This window comes from Streptomyces sp. NPDC005202 (assembly GCF_040608235.1).
Lineage (GTDB): Bacteria > Actinomycetota > Actinomycetes > Streptomycetales > Streptomycetaceae > Streptomyces.
In genome coordinates, this window is sequence record NZ_JBEXHW010000004.1 from 333549 (window position 1) to 350641 (window position 17093).

Genomic DNA, 17093 nt, shown 5'->3' on the forward strand with positions numbered 1-17093 from the left:
GAGAGCGCCGTGGGCAACGGGGGTGGGCAGTACTGGAACGAGGAGACTCAGCGCTGGGAGGACGGCCCGGAGAGCGCGGCACCCGTGACCCCTCCGCCGCCGCCCCGCCCGGGCCACGCACCGCATCCGCCGCCGGGCCGCATCTGGGACCCGGACGCGTCCCCGACGGTGCCGTCGACGGACGGGGCCGGTGGCGCCTGGCCCCCGGCGGCCCCGCCGTCCGGGCCGCTCACGGTCGGCGGCCACAGCCGCCGGGTGGTGGGGTCCGTGATCGGCGGGGCCGCGGCGGTCGGGGTCGCGGTGAGCCTGGTGGTGACCCTCGGATTCGGTGTCGGGCAGGACGACCACAAGGGCGCCGCCCCCGCGAGCAGCACGCCCGCGACCGCCGAGTCGTCACCCACGACGTACGCCTCCGAGGAATCCACCACCGACACGCCGTCCCCGTCCGCCGAGCCCCCGGCCGGTTACACGACGTACGACGATCCGCAGGGCTTCCGGATCGCCGTGCCCGACGGCTGGCAGCGCTCGGCGGTGAGCTCCCAGTACGGCATGGACATCGTCAACTACCGCGACTCCGCGGGCGATCGGCGGCTCCAGGTGTACGAGGTGGCGGAGGCCTCCCCGGACGAGTCGTTCGGGCTGTACCTGTCCTCGGCGGTCCCGAAGCCCCCCGGCTTCCGGAAGCTCTCCCTGGCGAACCTGGACACCGCCGACTTCACCGGCTCCCGGCTGGAGTACGTCGCCGACTCCCTCAAGGGCGAGCCCGACATCGGCACGTGGCACGTCGTGGACGAACGCTTCCAGGCCGCCGACGGCAAGCTCTACGCGATCGCCTCCTACGGCCCCGACGCCGACGGCAGCGCCGACGAACGGGAGGTGCTCGACACGGCGTTGGCGTGGTTCTGCCCGCCCTACACCGCCTGCGCCGCGCCGACCGGCTGACCTACTGGTTCAGCAGCTGCTCCAGCTTGCCGATGTCCACCGACTCGCCCGGCGAGGGCGTCTTCGTCGGCACCGGCTTGTCGTAGTCCGTGTAGGTCACAATCCGGTCGGTCCCGCCGCCCTTCTCGGTCGTCGCGTACAGGCGGTGCGGGGAGCTCGACGTGACGTAGAGGGTGGTCCGTGTGCCGTCGTCCCTCTGGCCCGTCAGCGGGATCACCTTCGTGCCGTCGAGGGTCGTCTCGGCGCCCTTGGTCAGGTCGCCACCTCCGTCGGGCTGCTGCTGGTAGGTGGTCATCTCGCAGAGGCCGGACACGTCCTCGAGCAGCTTGTCGTTGGTGGTGCCGTGGATGTAGCGGTTCTTGTAGAGCTCGGCGGCCGCGTCGCCCTGGCCGCCGGGCAGCTGGGCCTTCCAGAAGGCCGCGTCCGGCTTCATCCACACCTGGTCGACCCGCTTGACGATCTCCACGGTGCCGCCGTTCGAGGCCATGCGCAGGGTCCCGGCGCAGTTGCCGTCCCGGTCCAGGGACAGGTCCATCGACGTGGGCTTCTTCGCGTCGGTGGCGACGCCCGCGCTGTGGTCCGCGAACTTCAGGTGCATCGAGGTGGCGTGCCGGAGGTTGTCGTCCGCCTGATCGGCCAGCTGCTTCGCGGTGAGGTTGCCGTCGTCGTCCGCCGCGGCCGACGGGGCCAGGGCACGGGAGAGGAAGAGAGCCGCGCCGGCCGCCGTGCACAGCAGCGCTCTGCTGATCATGGCGTCACCTCCGTGGTGCGCATCACGTTCAGCATACTTTTCGCCCTATTTGCCCGCATGTTGCGGTGATACAGCGCACTTTCGGCCGTGGATTGCGCATGCGACGAGAGGGGAGGGGGCAGGCGCTCGCGGTCCCCCAGGGTCACACCCGTGTGACACAGGGGTACTGAACAGGAACGGAAGGCAATACCGATCATGGCGGACAGTACGGAACTTCGGGCGCGCAACACCATTCACGCGGGAGGGGAGTGGCTGGAAGCGGTCTCCGGGGCCACGCGCGAGATCCTCGACCCTGCGGACGCGACGCCGTTCGCCGTGGTCGCGGAGGGTGACGAGAAGGACGCGGACCTGGCGGTGGAGGCCGCCCGGCGTGCCTTCGACGGAGGGGAGGGGGCCTGGCCGCGCACGCCCGTCGCCGAGCGTGCCGCCCTGCTGCGCCGGGTCGCCGACCTCCTGGTGCGCGACCGCGAACGGCTCGGCCTGCTGGAGAGCCGCGACGCCGGCAAGACCGTCGAGGAGGGCCGCGTCGACGTCGACTGTGTCGCCGACGCCTTCCGCTACTTCGCCGACCTGGTGGCGGCCGAGGCCCCCGGCCGGGTGGTGGACGCGGGCTCGCCCGACATCCACAGCGTCGTCGTGTACGAGCCCGTCGGCGTCTGCGCGCTGATCACGCCCTGGAACTACCCGCTGCTCCAGGCCAGTTGGAAGATCGCCCCGGCTCTCGCGGCCGGCAACACCTTCGTGATCAAGCCGAGCGAGATCACTCCGCTGACCACGGTCGCGCTGATCGAGCTGCTCGTTGAAGCAGGTCTCCCCGCCGGAGTCGCCAACATCGTCACCGGGCCCGGTCACACGGTCGGCGCCAGGCTCGCCGAGCACCCCGACGTCGACCTCGTCTCCTTCACCGGCGGCCTGGCCAGCGGCACGAAGGTGGCCCGGGCCGCCGCCCCGACCGTCAAGAAGGTCGCCCTGGAACTCGGCGGCAAGAACCCCAACGTCGTCTTCGCCGACGCCTGCGCGACCGAGGAGGGCTTCGACACCGCAGTCGACCAGGCCCTCAACGCGGCCTTCATCCACAGCGGCCAGGTCTGCTCGGCGGGCGCGCGGCTCATCATCGAGGACTCGGTCCGGGACCGCTTCGTCGCCGAACTCGCCCGCCGCGCCGAGAGGATCCGCCTGGGCCGCGGCACCGAGGCCGGCGTCGAGTGCGGCCCGCTCGTCTCCGAGCAGCAGCGCGCCAGGGTCGAGGCGTACGTCGCCTCCGCGCTGGCGGAGGGAGCGGTACTGTGCACCGGCGGCAAGCGGCCCGAGCCGTCGCCGGAGCGGCCCGCCACCGGCTACTTCTACGAACCGACCGTCCTCGACCAGTGCCACCGCCACATGAAGGTCGTCCGCGAGGAGGTCTTCGGCCCCGTCCTGACCGTCGAGACCTTCCGCACCGAGGCCGAGGCGGTAGCGCTCGCCAACGACACCGAGTACGGCCTCGCGGGCGCCGTCTGGACGGCCGACGCCGGACGTGCCCGCAGGGTCGCGGGCCTTCTGCGCCACGGCACCGTCTGGATCAACGACTTCCACCCCTACCTCCCGCAGGCGGAGTGGGGCGGCTTCGGCAAGAGCGGTGTCGGTCGCGAACTCGGCCCCGCCGGGCTCGCCGAGTACCGCGAGACCAAGCACGTCTACCAGAACCTCGCGCCCAAGCCGGTGCGCTGGTTCGCGGGCTGAACCGCACCCCCTCGACCCGGCTGGACCGCACCCTCTCGACCCGACCGTCCCCCACCTCTCCGACCCCGAAGGCCCCCGAAGGCCCCCGAAGGCCCCCGAAGACCTCCGAAGACCCCCGAACTCCTGATCCCACACTGGAGTACCACCCCCATGTCCGATCACACCCACGAGTACGACTACGTCGTCATCGGCGGCGGAACCGCAGGCTCCGTCATCGCCTCCCGCCTGACCGAGAACCCGGACATCACCGTCGCCGTCATCGAGGGCGGCCCCAGCGACGTCGGCCGTGACGATGTCCTGACCCTGCGCCGCTGGATGGGCCTGCTCGGCGGCGAGCTGGACTACGACTACCCGACCACCGAGCAGCCGCGCGGCAACTCGCACATCCGGCACAGCCGCGCCCGCGTCCTCGGCGGCTGCTCCTCCCACAACACCCTCATCGCCTTCAAGCCGCTGCCGTCCGACTGGGACGAGTGGGAGGCGGCCGGCGCCAAGGGCTGGGGCGCGGTCCCGATGGAGGCGTACTTCGCCCGCCTGCTGAACAACATCGTCCCGGTCGACGAGAAGGACCGGAACGCCATCGCCCGCGACTTCGTCGACGCCGCCCAGCAGGCGCTCGGCGTGCCGCGCATCGAGGGCTTCAACAAGAAGCCGTTCACCGAGGGCGTCGGCTTCTTCGACCTCGCCTACCACCCGGAGAACAACAAGCGGTCGTCGGCGTCGGTGGCGTACCTGCACCCGGTGATGGACAAGCGCGCCAACCTCCGCATCTTCCTCGAGACCTGGGCGTACAAGCTGGAGCTGAAGGGCACCCGCGCCGAGGGCGTGCACGTGCGCACCAAGGACGGCGAGGAACTCCTCGTCCGCGCCCGCCGCGAGGTTCTGCTGTGCGCCGGCGCCGTCGACTCGCCCCGCCTGCTGCTGCACTCCGGCATCGGCCCGAAGGCGGACCTGGAGAAGCTCGGCATACCCGTCGCGCACGACCTGCCGGGCGTCGGCGAGAACCTGCTCGACCACCCCGAGTCGGTGATCGTGTGGGAGACCCACGGCCCGATCCCGGAGAACTCCGCGATGGACTCCGACGCGGGCCTCTTCGTGCGCCGCGACCCCCACCACGCGGGCCCGGACCTGATGTTCCACTTCTACCAGATCCCGTTCACGGACAATCCGGAGCGTCTCGGCTACGAGCGGCCGGAGTTCGGCGTCTCGATGACCCCGAACATCCCCAAGCCGAAGAGCCGCGGCCGGCTGTACCTCACCAGCCCCGACTCGTCCGTCAAGCCCGCGCTCGACTTCCGCTACTTCACCGACGAGGACGACTACGACGGCCGTACCCTCGTCGACGGCATCCGCATCGCCCGCGAGATCGCGAAGACCGAGCCGCTGGCCGGCTGGCTGAAGCGGGAGGTGTGCCCCGGCCCCGACATCACGGGCGACGAGGAGCTCAGCGAGTACGCCCGCAAGGTCGCGCACACCGTGTACCACCCGGCGGGCACCTGCAGGATGGGCGCCGCCGACGATGAACTGGCTGTCGTCGACCCCGAGTTGCGCGTCCGCGGCCTGGACGGCCTCCGCATCGCCGATGCCTCCGTCTTCCCGACCATGCCCGCCGTGAACCCGATGATCGGGGTGCTCATGGTCGGGGAGAAGGCCGCCGACCTGATCGGAGGTGAGGCCTGATGGCACTCACAGTCCCCACCCGCAAACCGCCCACCGACGACTCCGCCGGCGCCCCCGTCTTCTCGGTGAACGGCCTGTGGAAAGTCTTCGGCCCGAAGGCCGACCGCGTCCCGGCCGACCCCGAACTGACCGCGCTTGCGCCCGCCGACCTGCGCGCCCGCACCGGCTGCACGGCCGCCGTCCGGGACGTGAGCTTCGACGTGCGCAAGGGCGAGGTCTTCGTCGTCATGGGCCTGTCCGGCTCCGGCAAGTCCACGCTGGTGCGCTGTCTGACCCGGCTGATCGAGCCCACCGCGGGCGCCATCGCCATCGACGGCGAGGACGTCCGCGCCATGGACAAGGCCCGGCTGCGCGCCCTGCGCCGGCACCGCGCCGCCATGGTCTTCCAGCACTTCGGCCTGCTGCCGCACCGCACGGTCCTCGACAACGTGGCGTACGGCCTGGAGATCCAGGGTGTCGGCAAGGCCGAACGCCGCGAGAGGGCCGCCGGGATCGTGGCGAAGGTCGGCCTGGAGGGCATGGAACAGCGCCGCCCGGGCCAACTGTCCGGCGGCCAGCGGCAGCGCGTCGGTCTGGCCCGCGCCCTTGCCGTCGACCCGCAAGTCCTCCTCTTCGACGAGCCGTTCAGCGCGCTCGACCCCCTGATCCGGCGGGACATGCAGGAGGAGGTGATCCGGCTGCACCGCGAGGAGGGCCGCACGATGGTCTTCATCACCCACGACCTGAGCGAGGCCCTCAAACTCGGTGACCGCATCGCGCTGATGCGCGCCGGCCGCATCGTCCAGCTCGGCACCCCCGAGGAGATCGTCGGCTCCCCGGCCGACGACTACGTCCGCGAGTTCGTCCGCGACGTACCGCGCGAGCAGGTCCTGACGGTCCGCACCGCGATGCGCCCCGCCTCGGCGGGCGAGACGGCCGACGGCCCCGCGGTCGCCCCGGACGCCACCGTGTCGGAGGCGATCGAGGCGGTGGCCCGGACCGGTTCCCCGGCGCGGGTGATGGAGAAAGGACGCTGCCTGGGAGTCGTCGATCACGAGCGACTGCTCGGGGTCGTGGCCGGAACGGAGCAGCGCAAGGAGGCGGTCTGATGGCGACGATCATCGCATCCGCCCCCCGTCTCGCCCTCCCCGGCGTCCTCAAACACCGCGCCGTCCGCAAGCTGCTGCTGCTCGCGGTCGTCGCGGCGGTCCTGGTCCCTGTCCTCAACGCCCGCTGGGCGAGCGGCAGCTGGCCCCACGAACTGACCGTCGACGTGTCCCAGCCGCTCACCAGGGCGAGCAACTGGATCATCGACAACCGGGACAGCCACCCGCTGTTCCTGTACTTCTTCGGCTACATCAGCAACGCGGTCGTCCTGTCCGTACGCGCCGTCTACCTCACCCTGCTCGCCGCGGGCTGGGCCGGCGTCACCGCCCTCGGCGCACTCGTCGCCTGGCGCGTCGCCGGCGTCCGCCTCGCCCTCGGCACGGCCGCCGCGTTCCTCGCCTGCGGCCTGCTCGGCATGTGGGTGCCGACCATCCAGACGCTCGCCCTGATGGTGGTCGCGGTCCTCGCCTCCGTCGTCGTCGGCGCGCTGCTCGGGCTCGCCGCCGGCCTGTCCGACCGCATGGACCGCGCCCTGCGCCCGGTCCTGGACACCATGCAGGTGCTCCCGGCGTTCGCGTACCTGCTCCCCGCGGTCCTGGTCTTCGGCATCGGCGTCCCCGCCGCCGTCCTCGCCACGGTCGTCTACGCCGCCCCGCCCATGGCCCGCCTCACCGCCCTGGGCCTGCGCGGCGCCGACAAGGAGGTACTGGAGGCGATCGACTCCCTGGGCGCCACCGCACGCCAGCGCCTGCTGACCGCCCGCGTCCCGCTCGCCCGCAAGGAGCTCCTCCTCGGCGTCAACCAGACGATCATGATGGGGCTGTCCATGGCGGTCATCGCCTCCGTGATCGGCGCCGGCGGCCTGGGCGACCGCGTCTACCAGGCGCTGGCATCGGTCGACGTGGGCGCGGCGCTGGCGGCCGGCATCCCGATCGTGCTGCTGGCCGTCGTACTGGACCGGGTGACCGGAGCGGCGGGAGGGGGGCACCTCCCTGCTCGAGCGAAGCCGAGAGCTTGGAGGAGGCTCGGGCAGGAGCAGCGCAGCGCCCGCCTCTGGGCCTACGCGGCCGTCGCCACCGTCGCCGTCGCCGTGGCCGCGCGCCTCGCGGGCCGCCTCGACTGGCCCCCGGCCTGGACGGTCGGCATCGCCGAGCCGGTCAACCGCGCCGTCGACTGGATGACCGCCCACCTGTACTCGGGCGTCCCGTACATCGGCGGCACGGCGGACTGGGCCGGTCACTTCACGACCTGGATCCTGGACCCGATCCGGTCCGGCCTGCAGTGGCTGCCCTGGTGGTCCGTGCTGCTGATCGTCGCCGCCCTGGCCTGGCTGATCGGGACCTGGCGCACCGCGCTGACCGCCGTCCTCGCGATGGCCGCGATCGGTGTGCTCGGCGTGTGGAAGCCGTCCCTGGACACGCTGTCCCAGGTCCTGGCCGCAGTCGCCGTCACTCTCGTCGTCGGCTTCGCCACCGGCATCGCGGCCGCCCGCAGCGACCGCTTCGAACGGCTGCTGCGCCCGGTCCTGGACGTCTTCCAGACGATGCCGCAGTTCGTGTACCTGATCCCGGTCGTCGCGCTGTTCGGTGTGGGCCGCGCCCCCGCCGTCGCCGCGGCCATCGTGTACGCGCTGCCGGCGGTCGTCCGGATCACCGCCCAAGGCCTGCGCCAGGTCGACCCGGCGGCGATGGAGTCGGCCCGCTCGCTCGGCGCGACCAGCGGGCAGCAACTGCGCCAGGTGCAGCTCCCGCTCGCCCGCCCGGCGTTGCTGCTGGCGGTCAACCAGGGCGTGGTCCTCGTCCTCGCCGTCGTCATCATCGGCGGCCTGGTCGGCGGCGGTGCGCTCGGCTACGACGTCGTCTTCGGTCTCGCCCAGGGCGATCTGGCGACCGGCCTGGTGGCCGGGATCGCGATCGTCTGCCTCGGCCTGATGCTCGACCGGGTGACGCAGCCGACCGAACCACGCGCGCAGAAGGGAGCATGACATGGCCCGCCGTACGACCCTCACGGCCGCCGTGGCCGTCCTGGCGCTGACCACCGGCTGCGGCGCCGCCGACATGACCAGACAGGCCTCGCCCTTCGCCAACGCGCGGGGCTCGAAGACCGTGACCCTGTCCGTGCAGTCCTGGGTGGGCGCACAGTCCAACGTGGCCGTCGCCCAGTACCTGCTGGAGCACAAGCTCGGCTACCGCGTCGACACCGTCCAGGTCGACGAGGTCCCGGCCTGGGACGCGCTGAGCCAGGGCCGGGTGGACGCGATCCTGGAGGACTGGGGCCACCCCGACCAGGAGAAGCGGTACGTCCAGGACAAGAAGACGATCGCGCGCGGCGGCGACCTCGGGGTGACCGGGCACATCGGCTGGTACGTCCCCACGTACCTGGCCAAGCAGCACCCCGACATCACGAACTGGAAGAACCTCAACAAGTACGCCTCGCTGTTCCGCACCGCGGAGAGCGGCGGCAAGGGCCAGCTGATGGACGGCTCCCCCTCCTATGTCACCAACGACAAGGCGCTGGTGAAGAACCTGAAGCTGAACTACCAGGTCGTCTTCGCCGGTTCCGAGGCGGCGCAGATCACGCAGATGAGGCAGTTCGCCAAGGAGAAGAAGCCCTTCCTGACGTACTGGTACTCGCCGCAGTGGCTGTTCAAGAAGGTGCCGATGACGGAGGTGAAGCTGCCGCCGTACAAGGAGGGCTGCGACGCGGACGCGGCGAAGGTGGCCTGCGCCTACCCGCACACGCCGCTGCAGAAGTACCTCAACGCGGACTTCTCCCGGCAGGGCGGCAGGGCGGCCGCCTTCCTGAAGAAGTTCAAGTGGACGACCGAGGCCCAGAACGAGGTCTCCCTGATGATCGCCGACCAGAAGCTCACTCCGGCCGAGGCGGCGAAGAAGTGGGTGGACAGCCACGAGTCCACATGGAGGGCGTGGCTGTCCTGACCGTCAGTCCGGGAGGCCGGCCGCGATCTCCCGCAGCGCCGCCGTCGCCCGGCGGTGCAGGCCCGGCCCGAAGGTGATTCGGGTGGCCCCCAGCTCGCCCAGTTCGGATGGGCGAGGGGCCCTCGCCGTCCAGCCGCGCGAACACGTTGAGCGGCCCCTGGATCCCGGACCGCAGCAGCGGCAGTACGTCCGCCGGGGCGCCGCCGATCGGATACATGCAGTCGGCGCACGCGGCGACGTAAGCGCGGCTCGCTCGATGGCCCGTTCCGGATCAGCGACGCCCCGGATGAAGGTGTCGATGCGGGCGTTGACGAACAGCTGGTCCGCCGCTGCGGACCGCACGTCGGTGAGCCAGTGGGCGTGCTCGTGCGCGTCCTTGAGGACACACCGCCCGCGCCCCCGACGTCCGCGCCACCGGCATCGCCGCCGGCCTGCACGCGGTGCTGCGCCTGCCGCCCGGCACCGAGCACACCGTGGTCCAGGCGGCGGCGTGGCAGGGGCTCGCCGTCCACGGCCTGTCCCGCTACCGCCACGAACAGGCGGTCGCCGAGCCGGTGGACGCGCTGGTCGTGGGGTACGGCACACCGCCGGACCACGCGTGGGCGGGGGCGCTGGACGCGTTGTGCCGGGTGCTGCCGTGACGGGCGTCCTTACGTGTCCGGTCCCAGAGCGGCCAGGTCGAAGGCGTTGCCGATCGCGCTGTACCCGTCGGCGGTGAGGTTGACGTGGTCACCGGAGTCGAAGTCCAGGGGAGCCGCGTCTGCGTCGAGCCTCAGTGCTTGCGGTTCCGTGGTACTGGCCGGGTCCGGGACGGCGACGATCGATTCCGCGTCTGCGTAGGTGACGGTGGATGTGGTGAAGTCAGGTTCGGTGATCCAGGTGTTGGTGTCGATGCGGTTTTGGTCGACGGTCGCGGTGCAGGGGCTGTGTCGGGAGCGCCCGGGTGAGCTGGCATACCGTTCGAAAGTCGAGACCTTCGAGAGGCCATAGTCCATACGTCTTGACGGTACGGCTCACGGCGGGGTGCTGACCGGTGCGACCTCGACGCCATGGCATTGTCCTTTCCCGCTGGTCGTTGCTTGAGCGAGGGACACAGTGCTGCGTCGGCGCTTGAGTCGCGACCTCGTGAAAATCGGATACCTCACCCCATGGCCATGGCCCAGGCTGCGGACAGCAATCGGGCGGAGGAGGTCGCCAGACGTTGCGGATGTGCGCGAACGCCTGGAGCGCTTGGAACAGGCGAGTCGGCGTCGCGGGAGCCAAGCGCCCCAAGGACACGCGGTGAGAATCCCCGGAGGGCTGCAGATCTCCGGGGACTCCCATGCGCGGCCCGGCTGGATGTGACGGGTGCCGCCCGGAACGGGAGACCGCGATGTGGGGGTCAGCGGCGGGCGACGGGATGCGGGCTGTCCCGTTCGTCTCGCTCGTCCTCCAGTTCCCCCACGGCGTCGAGGTCGTCGCAGGCGGGTGCGGGCAGGCGTGCGCCCCGGCTCACTGCGACGCGGTGCATGTTGCCGAGAGCCTCGGTCAACTGCACCGCCAGCAGATGCAGTTCGCCAGGGGACCACTGGCGTCCAGCCAGGACGCGCTGCGCCTCTTGGAGGAGTTCACCGGCCAGACAAAGCTGGGCGGACTCCACGTTGTCGGCCACGCGGGACAGGTACCCGGCCCCGTCACTCGCGAGATAGCACGGCTTCCCCTCCGGGCCCGCCCACGGCAGTAGGCGCAAACGGCCCGTCCCGCCCGTCATGCGGTGACCTCCACCTCGGGGATCGGCACCTGGCCGATGTCGATGCCGTGCACAGCCAACCACAGCGAGCGCCGGCGAGCTTGCTGCCTCTGGGCCTTCCGCCGCTCGTGCGCGACCAGGTATGGGCGGACCAGTCCGATCTCCTCACCGCGCAGTACCTGGGCACCAGGTACGCGAGGCGGACATGCGGTCGTCAGTTCCGCGCCGAGTGCGGCAGAGCGGCGATCTGGTCTGCGATGGCGCCCAGGCGCGGGCCAGAGCAGCCGCAGCAGCGGCTCGAAGATGTGGACGATACGGTGCGGCATGTCGACGCTCCTTGTCAGCGTTGGCCACGCCCCCGGACCGTTCGCCCGGTCGCGGGGGTCCTGACTGTGCGTCAGTATGCCGACGGATGATGCACGGCAATTGCACCTAATGGTGCAACTCCTCCTGCTGGGAATCTGCTAGATCCCGACCCACTCCGCGTACTGCGCCAGCGAGCCGTTGCGCGTCCGCTCCTGCCGCTTGAGGGCCAGTACGGTCTCCCGAACGGTCGGGTGGTATCGGGTCTGCTGCGGGGCGATGCGCCGGGCCTGGTGCAGGCAGTCCAGCGCCTGCTCCGGGTGGCCTGCCCAGACGTGGGCCCGGCCGAGGTCCATCCAGTGGTGCCCGGCCCGCGAGCGGGTCCAGCCGCGCGGAATGCGTACATCCTCAGCGAGTTCGATCGCGCGCCCGAAGTCGTCCATCTCCGAGGCGATGGCGACAGCGTGGACACCAACATTCACCGGCCCCCAGGTGACGCCGAAGTCGGGCAACTCGCCTGTGGTCCGGGCGAGAGCTCGGGCCTCGGCCAGACGGGCGTCGGCGTGGTCCCGGTCCTTCATCCGGCCCGCGATCGTTGCGGCGCGCAGATGCAGCATGCCCCGCATGGCCTCAATACCTGCCGGGCGGCGCGATTCCAGGCCGTCGAGGTCCCGCAGGGCCCGATCGACTACCCGCAGACCGACGTCGTACCGGCCGGACGACAACGTGGTCTGCGCACGAAGAAAAGCATGCATGGCGGCCAGCCCCGGCTCATCAGCGCGCGGAGCAGTCCACGCCAGCCGGTCCAGCGCGACGGTCGCGAGATCGAGGAAGCCGAGCTTCCACGCCACAGTGAAGACACACCGGAACGTCTCCGCCAGGCACTCGTAGGCCAGCCGCTGCTCCTGACCAGTATGGGTGTGAACGGCCTGCACCGACTCATCGATCAGCCCCGGCAGGTCGCGCACCATGTCCGTGTACTGCGCCTGACGCCGCTTCTCCAGAGCCCGCTGAACATCCGTCCAGATCAACGCGGTCGGACGCGGAGCCATCTCCCAGTCCAGAGCGATGTCCCAGTTCTCCAGCCCCTCACGGATCGGCTGGATCAGCGCATCCATCCGGTCCCGACGCAACTCCTCGGCATACGGCTGCCCCAGCAACTCAGACGTGGAGACGCCCAGGGCGCGGGCACAGGCAGCGACAAGAGCGGGGGACGCGGGCTTCTGTCCGCACTCGACCTTCGACAACAGCGACTTCGACACATGCGCCCGCATCGCCAGCCCCTGCTGTGTCAGACCACGCTGCTTCCGGATCCGGGCGATCCGAGCGCCGGTGTGCTCCTCGATGCTCTGGGACACGGCGAACTCCGTTCTGCGGCAACACTCAGACGGTACCCCCGCCACACCGCACCCGATCAGCCAAACGCTGGGCCGGGACGCAGACTCGGCGGTGGATCCCACGAGTTTCGACAGCGAGATCTATGAGCGTCGCAACGAGTTGGGCGGACGACCAACCGGCTCGAGATCTTCCGGGCCGTTGCCACTCGCTTCGACAAGAGGGCCTATGTCCTCCAGGCGGCACCGTCACCACAGCCGCAACCGGCCATGGCTCCGCCCGTCATCACCCTGCACACCCGGAGTCGGCAGTGTTCATGCACCCACGAACCAGAGGTAGTAGTGAGGGTTTTTCAGCACCAGCTCACTCAACCGCTGTGCCTCGGCTACCCACCCGCCGTCACACTCCGAGGGAACCCGCGCCAATTCCTCAAGCAGGGAGCGGATCTGCCAGCCGTTGAAGATGGTGTCAGTGAATGGTGTCAGTGAAGGGGCAGACGTGGCCCAGCAGCGGAAACTCTGACCGTTCGATCCTGTCGTCCCACTCATAGCCGCAGCTGCCCCGGGCGATCACATCCCCGTTTTCAGCACGTACCTGCAGATCAATCACCTGGGCGACGCCACCTCCAGGCCGCCGACACGTCGCGTCGCTCCAAGATCCGCCGGACAGGCCCTGGGAGCTGGGCTTCGATTCAGGCATGACCTGCTGGCGACGCAACCCTCACCCCTCCTCGACCGGCGCCTCCCCGAACCGCGCCAGTGAGAGCGCCCCGGCCACCGCCACCGCGAAACCCAGGACCGCGAGCCAGGTCAGCCCCTCCCGGGTGCGGTCCCCGAGCCACACCACCCCCACCGCCGCGGGCCCTAGGGTCTCCCCGATCACCATTCCGGCGGTGGCGGTGGTCACCGAACCGCGTTGCAGGGCCGAGGTCAGCAGCAGGAAGGCGGCACCTCCACCGAGGAGGAGGGCATACGTCGCCGGATTGGTGAGCAGCGCCGACGGGGCGAGCGAGTCGATCAGCCGCACCGTCACCTCGACCACCCCGAACCCGAACCCGGCCCCCAGCCCGAGCAGCAGCGCCCGTCCGCGTCCCGCGAGCCGGCCGCCCACGGCCCCCAGCACCAGGACCGCCACCGCCGTCGCCAGCATCGACCACTTGAGCACCGCCGACCCGCCCCGGCTGCCCTCCGTCCCCGACGCCAGCCCCAGCATCGCCAGCCCGGCGCAGACGACGCCCACCGCGCCCCACTCCGTCCCGCTCAGCCGCACCCGCAGCAGCCGGGCCGCAGCCACCGCCGTCACCGCGAGGCTCGCGGCGAGGGCCGCGCCGACCGCGTAGATCGGAATCGACCGCAGGGCCGCGATCTGCAGCAGGAAGCCGAGGCCGTCGAGCGCGAGCCCCGCCAGGTACCGCCACTGCCGCAGCGCCCGCAGCAGCAGCGCCGCGTCTCCGCCCCCGCCCGTGCCGGCTGCGGTGCGCGCGGCGATCGCCTGGAGCACCGTCGCCGTACCGAAACAGACCGCCGCACCCAGCGCGCACACCATTCCAAAGAGCACGAAGCGACTCTAGGGGAGCGGGAGATGCACGGGCCGCCCGCACGGGCGCTCACACCGACCTCTAGGCTGGCCACCGGAAACCGGCCGACGGACAACAACGGACAACGGGGAGAGTCGGACATGGCGGACGCACGTCGGCAACTTCGCTCGGGCACGGTCGTACTCGGCGGCATGGGACTGCTCGCCGCGGCGCTCACCGCCTGCTCCTCCGACCCGGACAAGCGCTGCGTCGACCGCGACAGCTACACCGCGGCCCGGGGTTACAAGGTCGTCTCCGACAAGAACTGCAAGTCCACCAAGGCCTCCGCCGACGGCGCCTGGTACTACGGCGGCAAGAAGACAAGAAGAAGGGCAGCTGGGTCGACGGCGGCTCCTTCACCAAGCCCCGCAAGGGCTCGGGCGGCTCCGGCGGCTCGAGCGGCGGCCACGGCAGCGGTGGCGTCGACCGTGGCGGCTTCGGCGGCGGCAAGGGCGGCTCCGGCGGCTGACGGGGGACGGAAGAGATGGAACGCCGCAGGATCGAACCCCGCCCCGGATGGCAGCAGATCGTCGAGGCCCAGGGGCTCATCTACCCGCTCACCCGCTACCCCGACGACTCCCTGCGCCCCTACTGGGACGAGAGCGCGTACTACGCCTTCACCCTCGACGAGGTCGAGGCGCTGGAGGAGACCGTCGAGGACCTCCACCGCATGTGCCTCGCCGCGGCCGCGCACATCGTCGACGCGAACCGCTTCGCCGACCTCGGCATCACCGACCCGCGCGTCGCGCAGGCCGTCGCCGAGGCATGGCACCGGCGTGCCGAACTCCCGTCCGTCTACGGCCGGTTCGACCTCCGCTACGACGGCACCGGCCCGGCGAAGCTCCTGGAGTACAACGCCGACACCCCCACCTCCCTGGTCGAGGCCGCCTCACCGCAGTGGTTCTGGATGGAGGAACGCTTCCCCGGCGCCGACCAGTGGAACTCCCTCCACGAACGCCTCGTCGCCGCCTGGAAGAAGCAGTCCGCCCTCCTCCCGCCCGGCAGCCCCCTGTACTTCGCGCACTCCTCCGCCGACGAGCTCGGCGAGGACCTCATGACGGTCGCCTACCTGAAGGAGACCGCCGAGCAGGCCGGCCTCGACACCGACTGGATCTCCATGGAGGAGATCGGCTGGGACCCGCTGTCCGGACGGTTCGTCGACAACCAGCTCCGCTTCATCCGCAGCTGCTTCAAGCTCTACCCGTGGGAGTGGCTGACCACCGACCGCTTCGCCGGCCACGTCCTCGATACCCTCGACAACGGCGGTGGCACCGGCAGCACGCTGTGGATCGAGCCCGCCTGGAAGATGCTGCTCAGCAACAAGGCGCTGCTCGCCATCCTCTGGGAGCTGTATCCCGGGCACCCGAACCTGCTGCCCGCCCACCTCGACGGCCCCCGCGAACTGGCGACGACGACCGGTTACGTGGCCAAGCCGCTGCTCGGCCGGGAGGGAGCCGGGGTGACGGTCCACCAGCCGGGGGCGGACCCCGTCGTCCGCGACGAGCCGTGCTGCTACCAGGCGTTGGCACCCCTGCCCGCCTTCGACAGCAACCACGTCGTCCTCGGCGCCTGGGTCGTCGAGGACGAGTCCGCCGGGCTCGGCATCCGTGAGTCCTCGGGCCTGGTCACGGACGAGTACGCCCGTTTCCTGCCGCACGTGATCCTCTGAGCACCGCGAGTCGCAACCTGACGACCGGACGGGCCCGGCTAGACGTTCAGCACCGCCCGCAGCTGGTCCAGCCCCCAGTCCAGGTCCTCCTTGCCGATGACCAGCGGCGGGGCGATCCGGATCGTCGAACCGTGGGCGTCCTTCACCAGGACGCCCCGGTCCATCAGCTTCTCGGAGATCTCCCGGCCCGTCCCGAACGCCCGGCCGATGTCGACGCCCGCCCACAGGCCGCGCCCGCGCACCGCCGTCACCCGTCCGGTGCCGGCCAGCAGTCCCAGCTCCCGGTGCAGGTGCTCACCCAGCTCCGCGGCCCGCGCCTGGTACTCGCCCGAGCGCAGCATCGCGATCACCTCCAGCGCCACCGCACACGCCAGCGGATTCCCGCCGAACGTCGACCCGTGCTCGCCCGGCCGGAACACCCCGAGCACGTCCCGCGACGACACCACCGCCGACACGGGCACGATCCCGCCGCCGAGCGCCTTCCCGAGGACGTACACGTCCGGGACAACCCCCTCGTGCTCGCACGCGAAGGTCCGGCCCGTCCGCCCCAGCCCCGACTGGATCTCGTCGGCGACGAACAGCACATTCCGCTCCCGCGTCAGCTCCCGCACCGCCGCCAGATAGCCGGCCGGCGGCACCAGCACCCCCGCCTCGCCCTGGATCGGCTCCAGCAGCACGGCGACGGTGTTCTCCGTCATCGCCGACCGCATCGCCGTCAGATCCCCGTACGGCACGATCTCGAAGCCCGGCGTGTACGGCCCGAAGTCCGCCCGCGCCTCCGGGTCGGTGGAGAAGCTGATGATCGTCGTCGTCCGGCCGTGGAAGTTGTTCCCCGCGACGACGATCTTCGCCATCTCCGCGGGCACGCCCTTGACCCGGTAGCCCCACTTCCGTGCCGTCTTCACGGCGGTCTCCACCGCCTCCGCGCCCGTGTTCATCGGCAGCACCATCTCCATGCCGCACAACTCGGCCAGCCGCTCGCAGAACGCGCCGAACCGGTCGTGGTGGAAGGCGCGCGACGTCAGCGTCACCCGCTCCAGCTGCGCCCTGGCCGCCTCGACCAGCCGCCGGTTGCCGTGCCCGAAATTGAGCGCCGAGTAACCGGCCAGCAGATCGAGATACCGGCGCCCCTCGACGTCCGTCATCCAGGCGCCGTCCGCGGTGGCAATCACCACGGGCAGCGGGTGGTAGGTGTGCGCGCTGTGGGCGTCGGCAGTGGCGATGAGGTCTTCCGTAGTGGTCACGGCGGCTCCCGAAGGTGAGGATGCCCCCTTCCTATCCTCGCTCGCATGGTGGACGCGCGAACCCGGCCGTGCGGCGCGCCGGGTAGGCTGACCGACGGGCCGTGACTGGCGCGCTGG

The 17093-nt window shown here is 71.0% G+C and carries 15 protein-coding genes and 4 pseudogenes; 10 read left to right on the forward strand and 9 right to left on the reverse strand.

Annotation, left to right across the window (positions count from 1 at the left end; all coding sequences use genetic code 11):
- The first annotated feature begins 9 nt into the window (after positions 1-9).
- The gene (locus ABZV31_RS10625; protein WP_355890900.1) at positions 10-942 is read left to right on the forward strand and encodes a hypothetical protein; all 933 of its coding nucleotides are present in this window, start codon (positions 10-12) and stop codon (positions 940-942) included.
- 1 nt (position 943) lies between these two features.
- Here ABZV31_RS10625 and ABZV31_RS10630 read toward each other — a convergent pair whose 3' ends face one another.
- Positions 944-1693 carry a hypothetical protein gene (locus ABZV31_RS10630; RefSeq protein WP_355890902.1) on the reverse strand — a complete coding sequence of 250 codons (750 nt, stop codon included), beginning with the start codon at positions 1691-1693 and terminating at the stop codon, positions 944-946.
- 195 nt (positions 1694-1888) lie between these two features.
- Between ABZV31_RS10630 and ABZV31_RS10635 the strand changes: the two genes are divergently transcribed.
- The 5 genes from ABZV31_RS10635 to ABZV31_RS10655 all read left to right on the forward strand — a co-directional run bounded on the left by ABZV31_RS10635 (position 1889) and on the right by ABZV31_RS10655 (position 9120).
- Entirely contained in the window at positions 1889-3415 is a 1527-nt protein-coding gene (locus tag ABZV31_RS10635) for an aldehyde dehydrogenase family protein (RefSeq protein ID WP_355890905.1), read from the forward strand.
- A gap of 150 nt (positions 3416-3565) precedes the next feature.
- Positions 3566-5095, forward strand: coding sequence for a GMC oxidoreductase (locus tag ABZV31_RS10640; protein WP_355890908.1), 1530 nt, complete (start codon positions 3566-3568; stop codon positions 5093-5095).
- Entirely contained in the window at positions 5095-6183 is a 1089-nt protein-coding gene (locus ABZV31_RS10645) for a glycine betaine/L-proline ABC transporter ATP-binding protein (RefSeq protein WP_355890911.1), read from the forward strand. Before ABZV31_RS10640 ends, ABZV31_RS10645 begins: the two co-directional genes overlap by 1 nt.
- Positions 6183-8165, forward strand: coding sequence for an ABC transporter permease subunit (locus ABZV31_RS10650; RefSeq protein ID WP_355890914.1), 1983 nt, complete (start codon positions 6183-6185; stop codon positions 8163-8165). Before ABZV31_RS10645 ends, ABZV31_RS10650 begins: the two co-directional genes overlap by 1 nt.
- A gap of 1 nt (position 8166) precedes the next feature.
- Positions 8167-9120 carry an ABC transporter substrate-binding protein gene (locus ABZV31_RS10655; protein ID WP_355890917.1) on the forward strand — a complete coding sequence of 318 codons (954 nt, stop codon included), beginning with the start codon at positions 8167-8169 and terminating at the stop codon, positions 9118-9120.
- Between the two features lie 3 nt (positions 9121-9123).
- On the opposite strand, the pseudogene ABZV31_RS10660 reads toward ABZV31_RS10655, so the two are convergent.
- A pseudogene (locus ABZV31_RS10660) lies at positions 9124-9489 on the reverse strand (isocitrate lyase/phosphoenolpyruvate mutase family protein); the annotation flags it as partial.
- A 23-nt stretch (positions 9490-9512) separates the two neighbouring features.
- Between ABZV31_RS10660 and ABZV31_RS10665 the strand changes: the two are divergent.
- Positions 9513-9761: pseudogene (locus tag ABZV31_RS10665) on the forward strand (PLP-dependent aminotransferase family protein); the annotation flags it as partial.
- Positions 9762-9770: 9 nt separating this feature from the next.
- On the opposite strand, the gene ABZV31_RS10670 reads toward ABZV31_RS10665, so the two are convergent.
- The 4 genes from ABZV31_RS10670 to ABZV31_RS10685 form a co-directional block, all read right to left on the reverse strand.
- Positions 9771-10115 (reverse strand): hypothetical protein, encoded by a 345-nt coding sequence (locus ABZV31_RS10670; RefSeq protein ID WP_355890920.1) that lies wholly within the window; start codon positions 10113-10115, stop codon positions 9771-9773.
- Between the two features lie 386 nt (positions 10116-10501).
- The gene (locus tag ABZV31_RS10675) at positions 10502-10870 is read right to left on the reverse strand and encodes a hypothetical protein (protein ID WP_355890923.1); all 369 of its coding nucleotides are present in this window, start codon (positions 10868-10870) and stop codon (positions 10502-10504) included.
- Entirely contained in the window at positions 10867-11175 is a 309-nt protein-coding gene (locus ABZV31_RS10680; RefSeq protein ID WP_355890926.1) for a hypothetical protein, read from the reverse strand. Before ABZV31_RS10680 ends, ABZV31_RS10675 begins: the two co-directional genes overlap by 4 nt.
- A 138-nt stretch (positions 11176-11313) precedes the next feature.
- Positions 11314-12510 carry a helix-turn-helix transcriptional regulator gene (locus ABZV31_RS10685; protein WP_355890929.1) on the reverse strand — a complete coding sequence of 399 codons (1197 nt, stop codon included), beginning with the start codon at positions 12508-12510 and terminating at the stop codon, positions 11314-11316.
- 106 nt (positions 12511-12616) lie between these two features.
- Here ABZV31_RS10685 and ABZV31_RS10690 point away from each other — a divergent pair.
- Positions 12617-12826 (forward strand): annotated as a pseudogene (locus tag ABZV31_RS10690) (hypothetical protein); the annotation flags it as partial.
- 129 nt (positions 12827-12955) lie between these two features.
- Here ABZV31_RS10690 and ABZV31_RS10695 read toward each other — a convergent pair.
- Together ABZV31_RS10695 and ABZV31_RS10700 are read right to left on the reverse strand one after the other, a co-directional pair.
- Positions 12956-13096 (reverse strand): hypothetical protein, encoded by a 141-nt coding sequence (locus ABZV31_RS10695; protein ID WP_355890932.1) that lies wholly within the window; start codon positions 13094-13096, stop codon positions 12956-12958.
- Positions 13097-13207: 111 nt separating this feature from the next.
- Complete coding sequence (locus tag ABZV31_RS10700; RefSeq protein WP_355891218.1) at positions 13208-14032, reverse strand: hypothetical protein; 825 nt, start codon at positions 14030-14032, stop codon at positions 13208-13210.
- 132 nt (positions 14033-14164) lie between these two features.
- On the opposite strand from ABZV31_RS10700, the pseudogene ABZV31_RS10705 reads away from it, so the two are divergent.
- Positions 14165-14532, forward strand: a pseudogene (locus ABZV31_RS10705) (hypothetical protein).
- Positions 14533-14547: 15 nt separating this feature from the next.
- The gene (locus ABZV31_RS10710; RefSeq protein WP_355890935.1) at positions 14548-15732 is read left to right on the forward strand and encodes a glutathionylspermidine synthase family protein; all 1185 of its coding nucleotides are present in this window, start codon (positions 14548-14550) and stop codon (positions 15730-15732) included.
- Between the two features lie 38 nt (positions 15733-15770).
- Here ABZV31_RS10710 and rocD read toward each other — a convergent pair whose 3' ends face one another.
- Positions 15771-16976 carry an ornithine--oxo-acid transaminase gene (gene rocD, locus ABZV31_RS10715; protein ID WP_355890938.1) on the reverse strand — a complete coding sequence of 402 codons (1206 nt, stop codon included), beginning with the start codon at positions 16974-16976 and terminating at the stop codon, positions 15771-15773.
- Positions 16977-17093 lie beyond the last annotated feature (117 nt).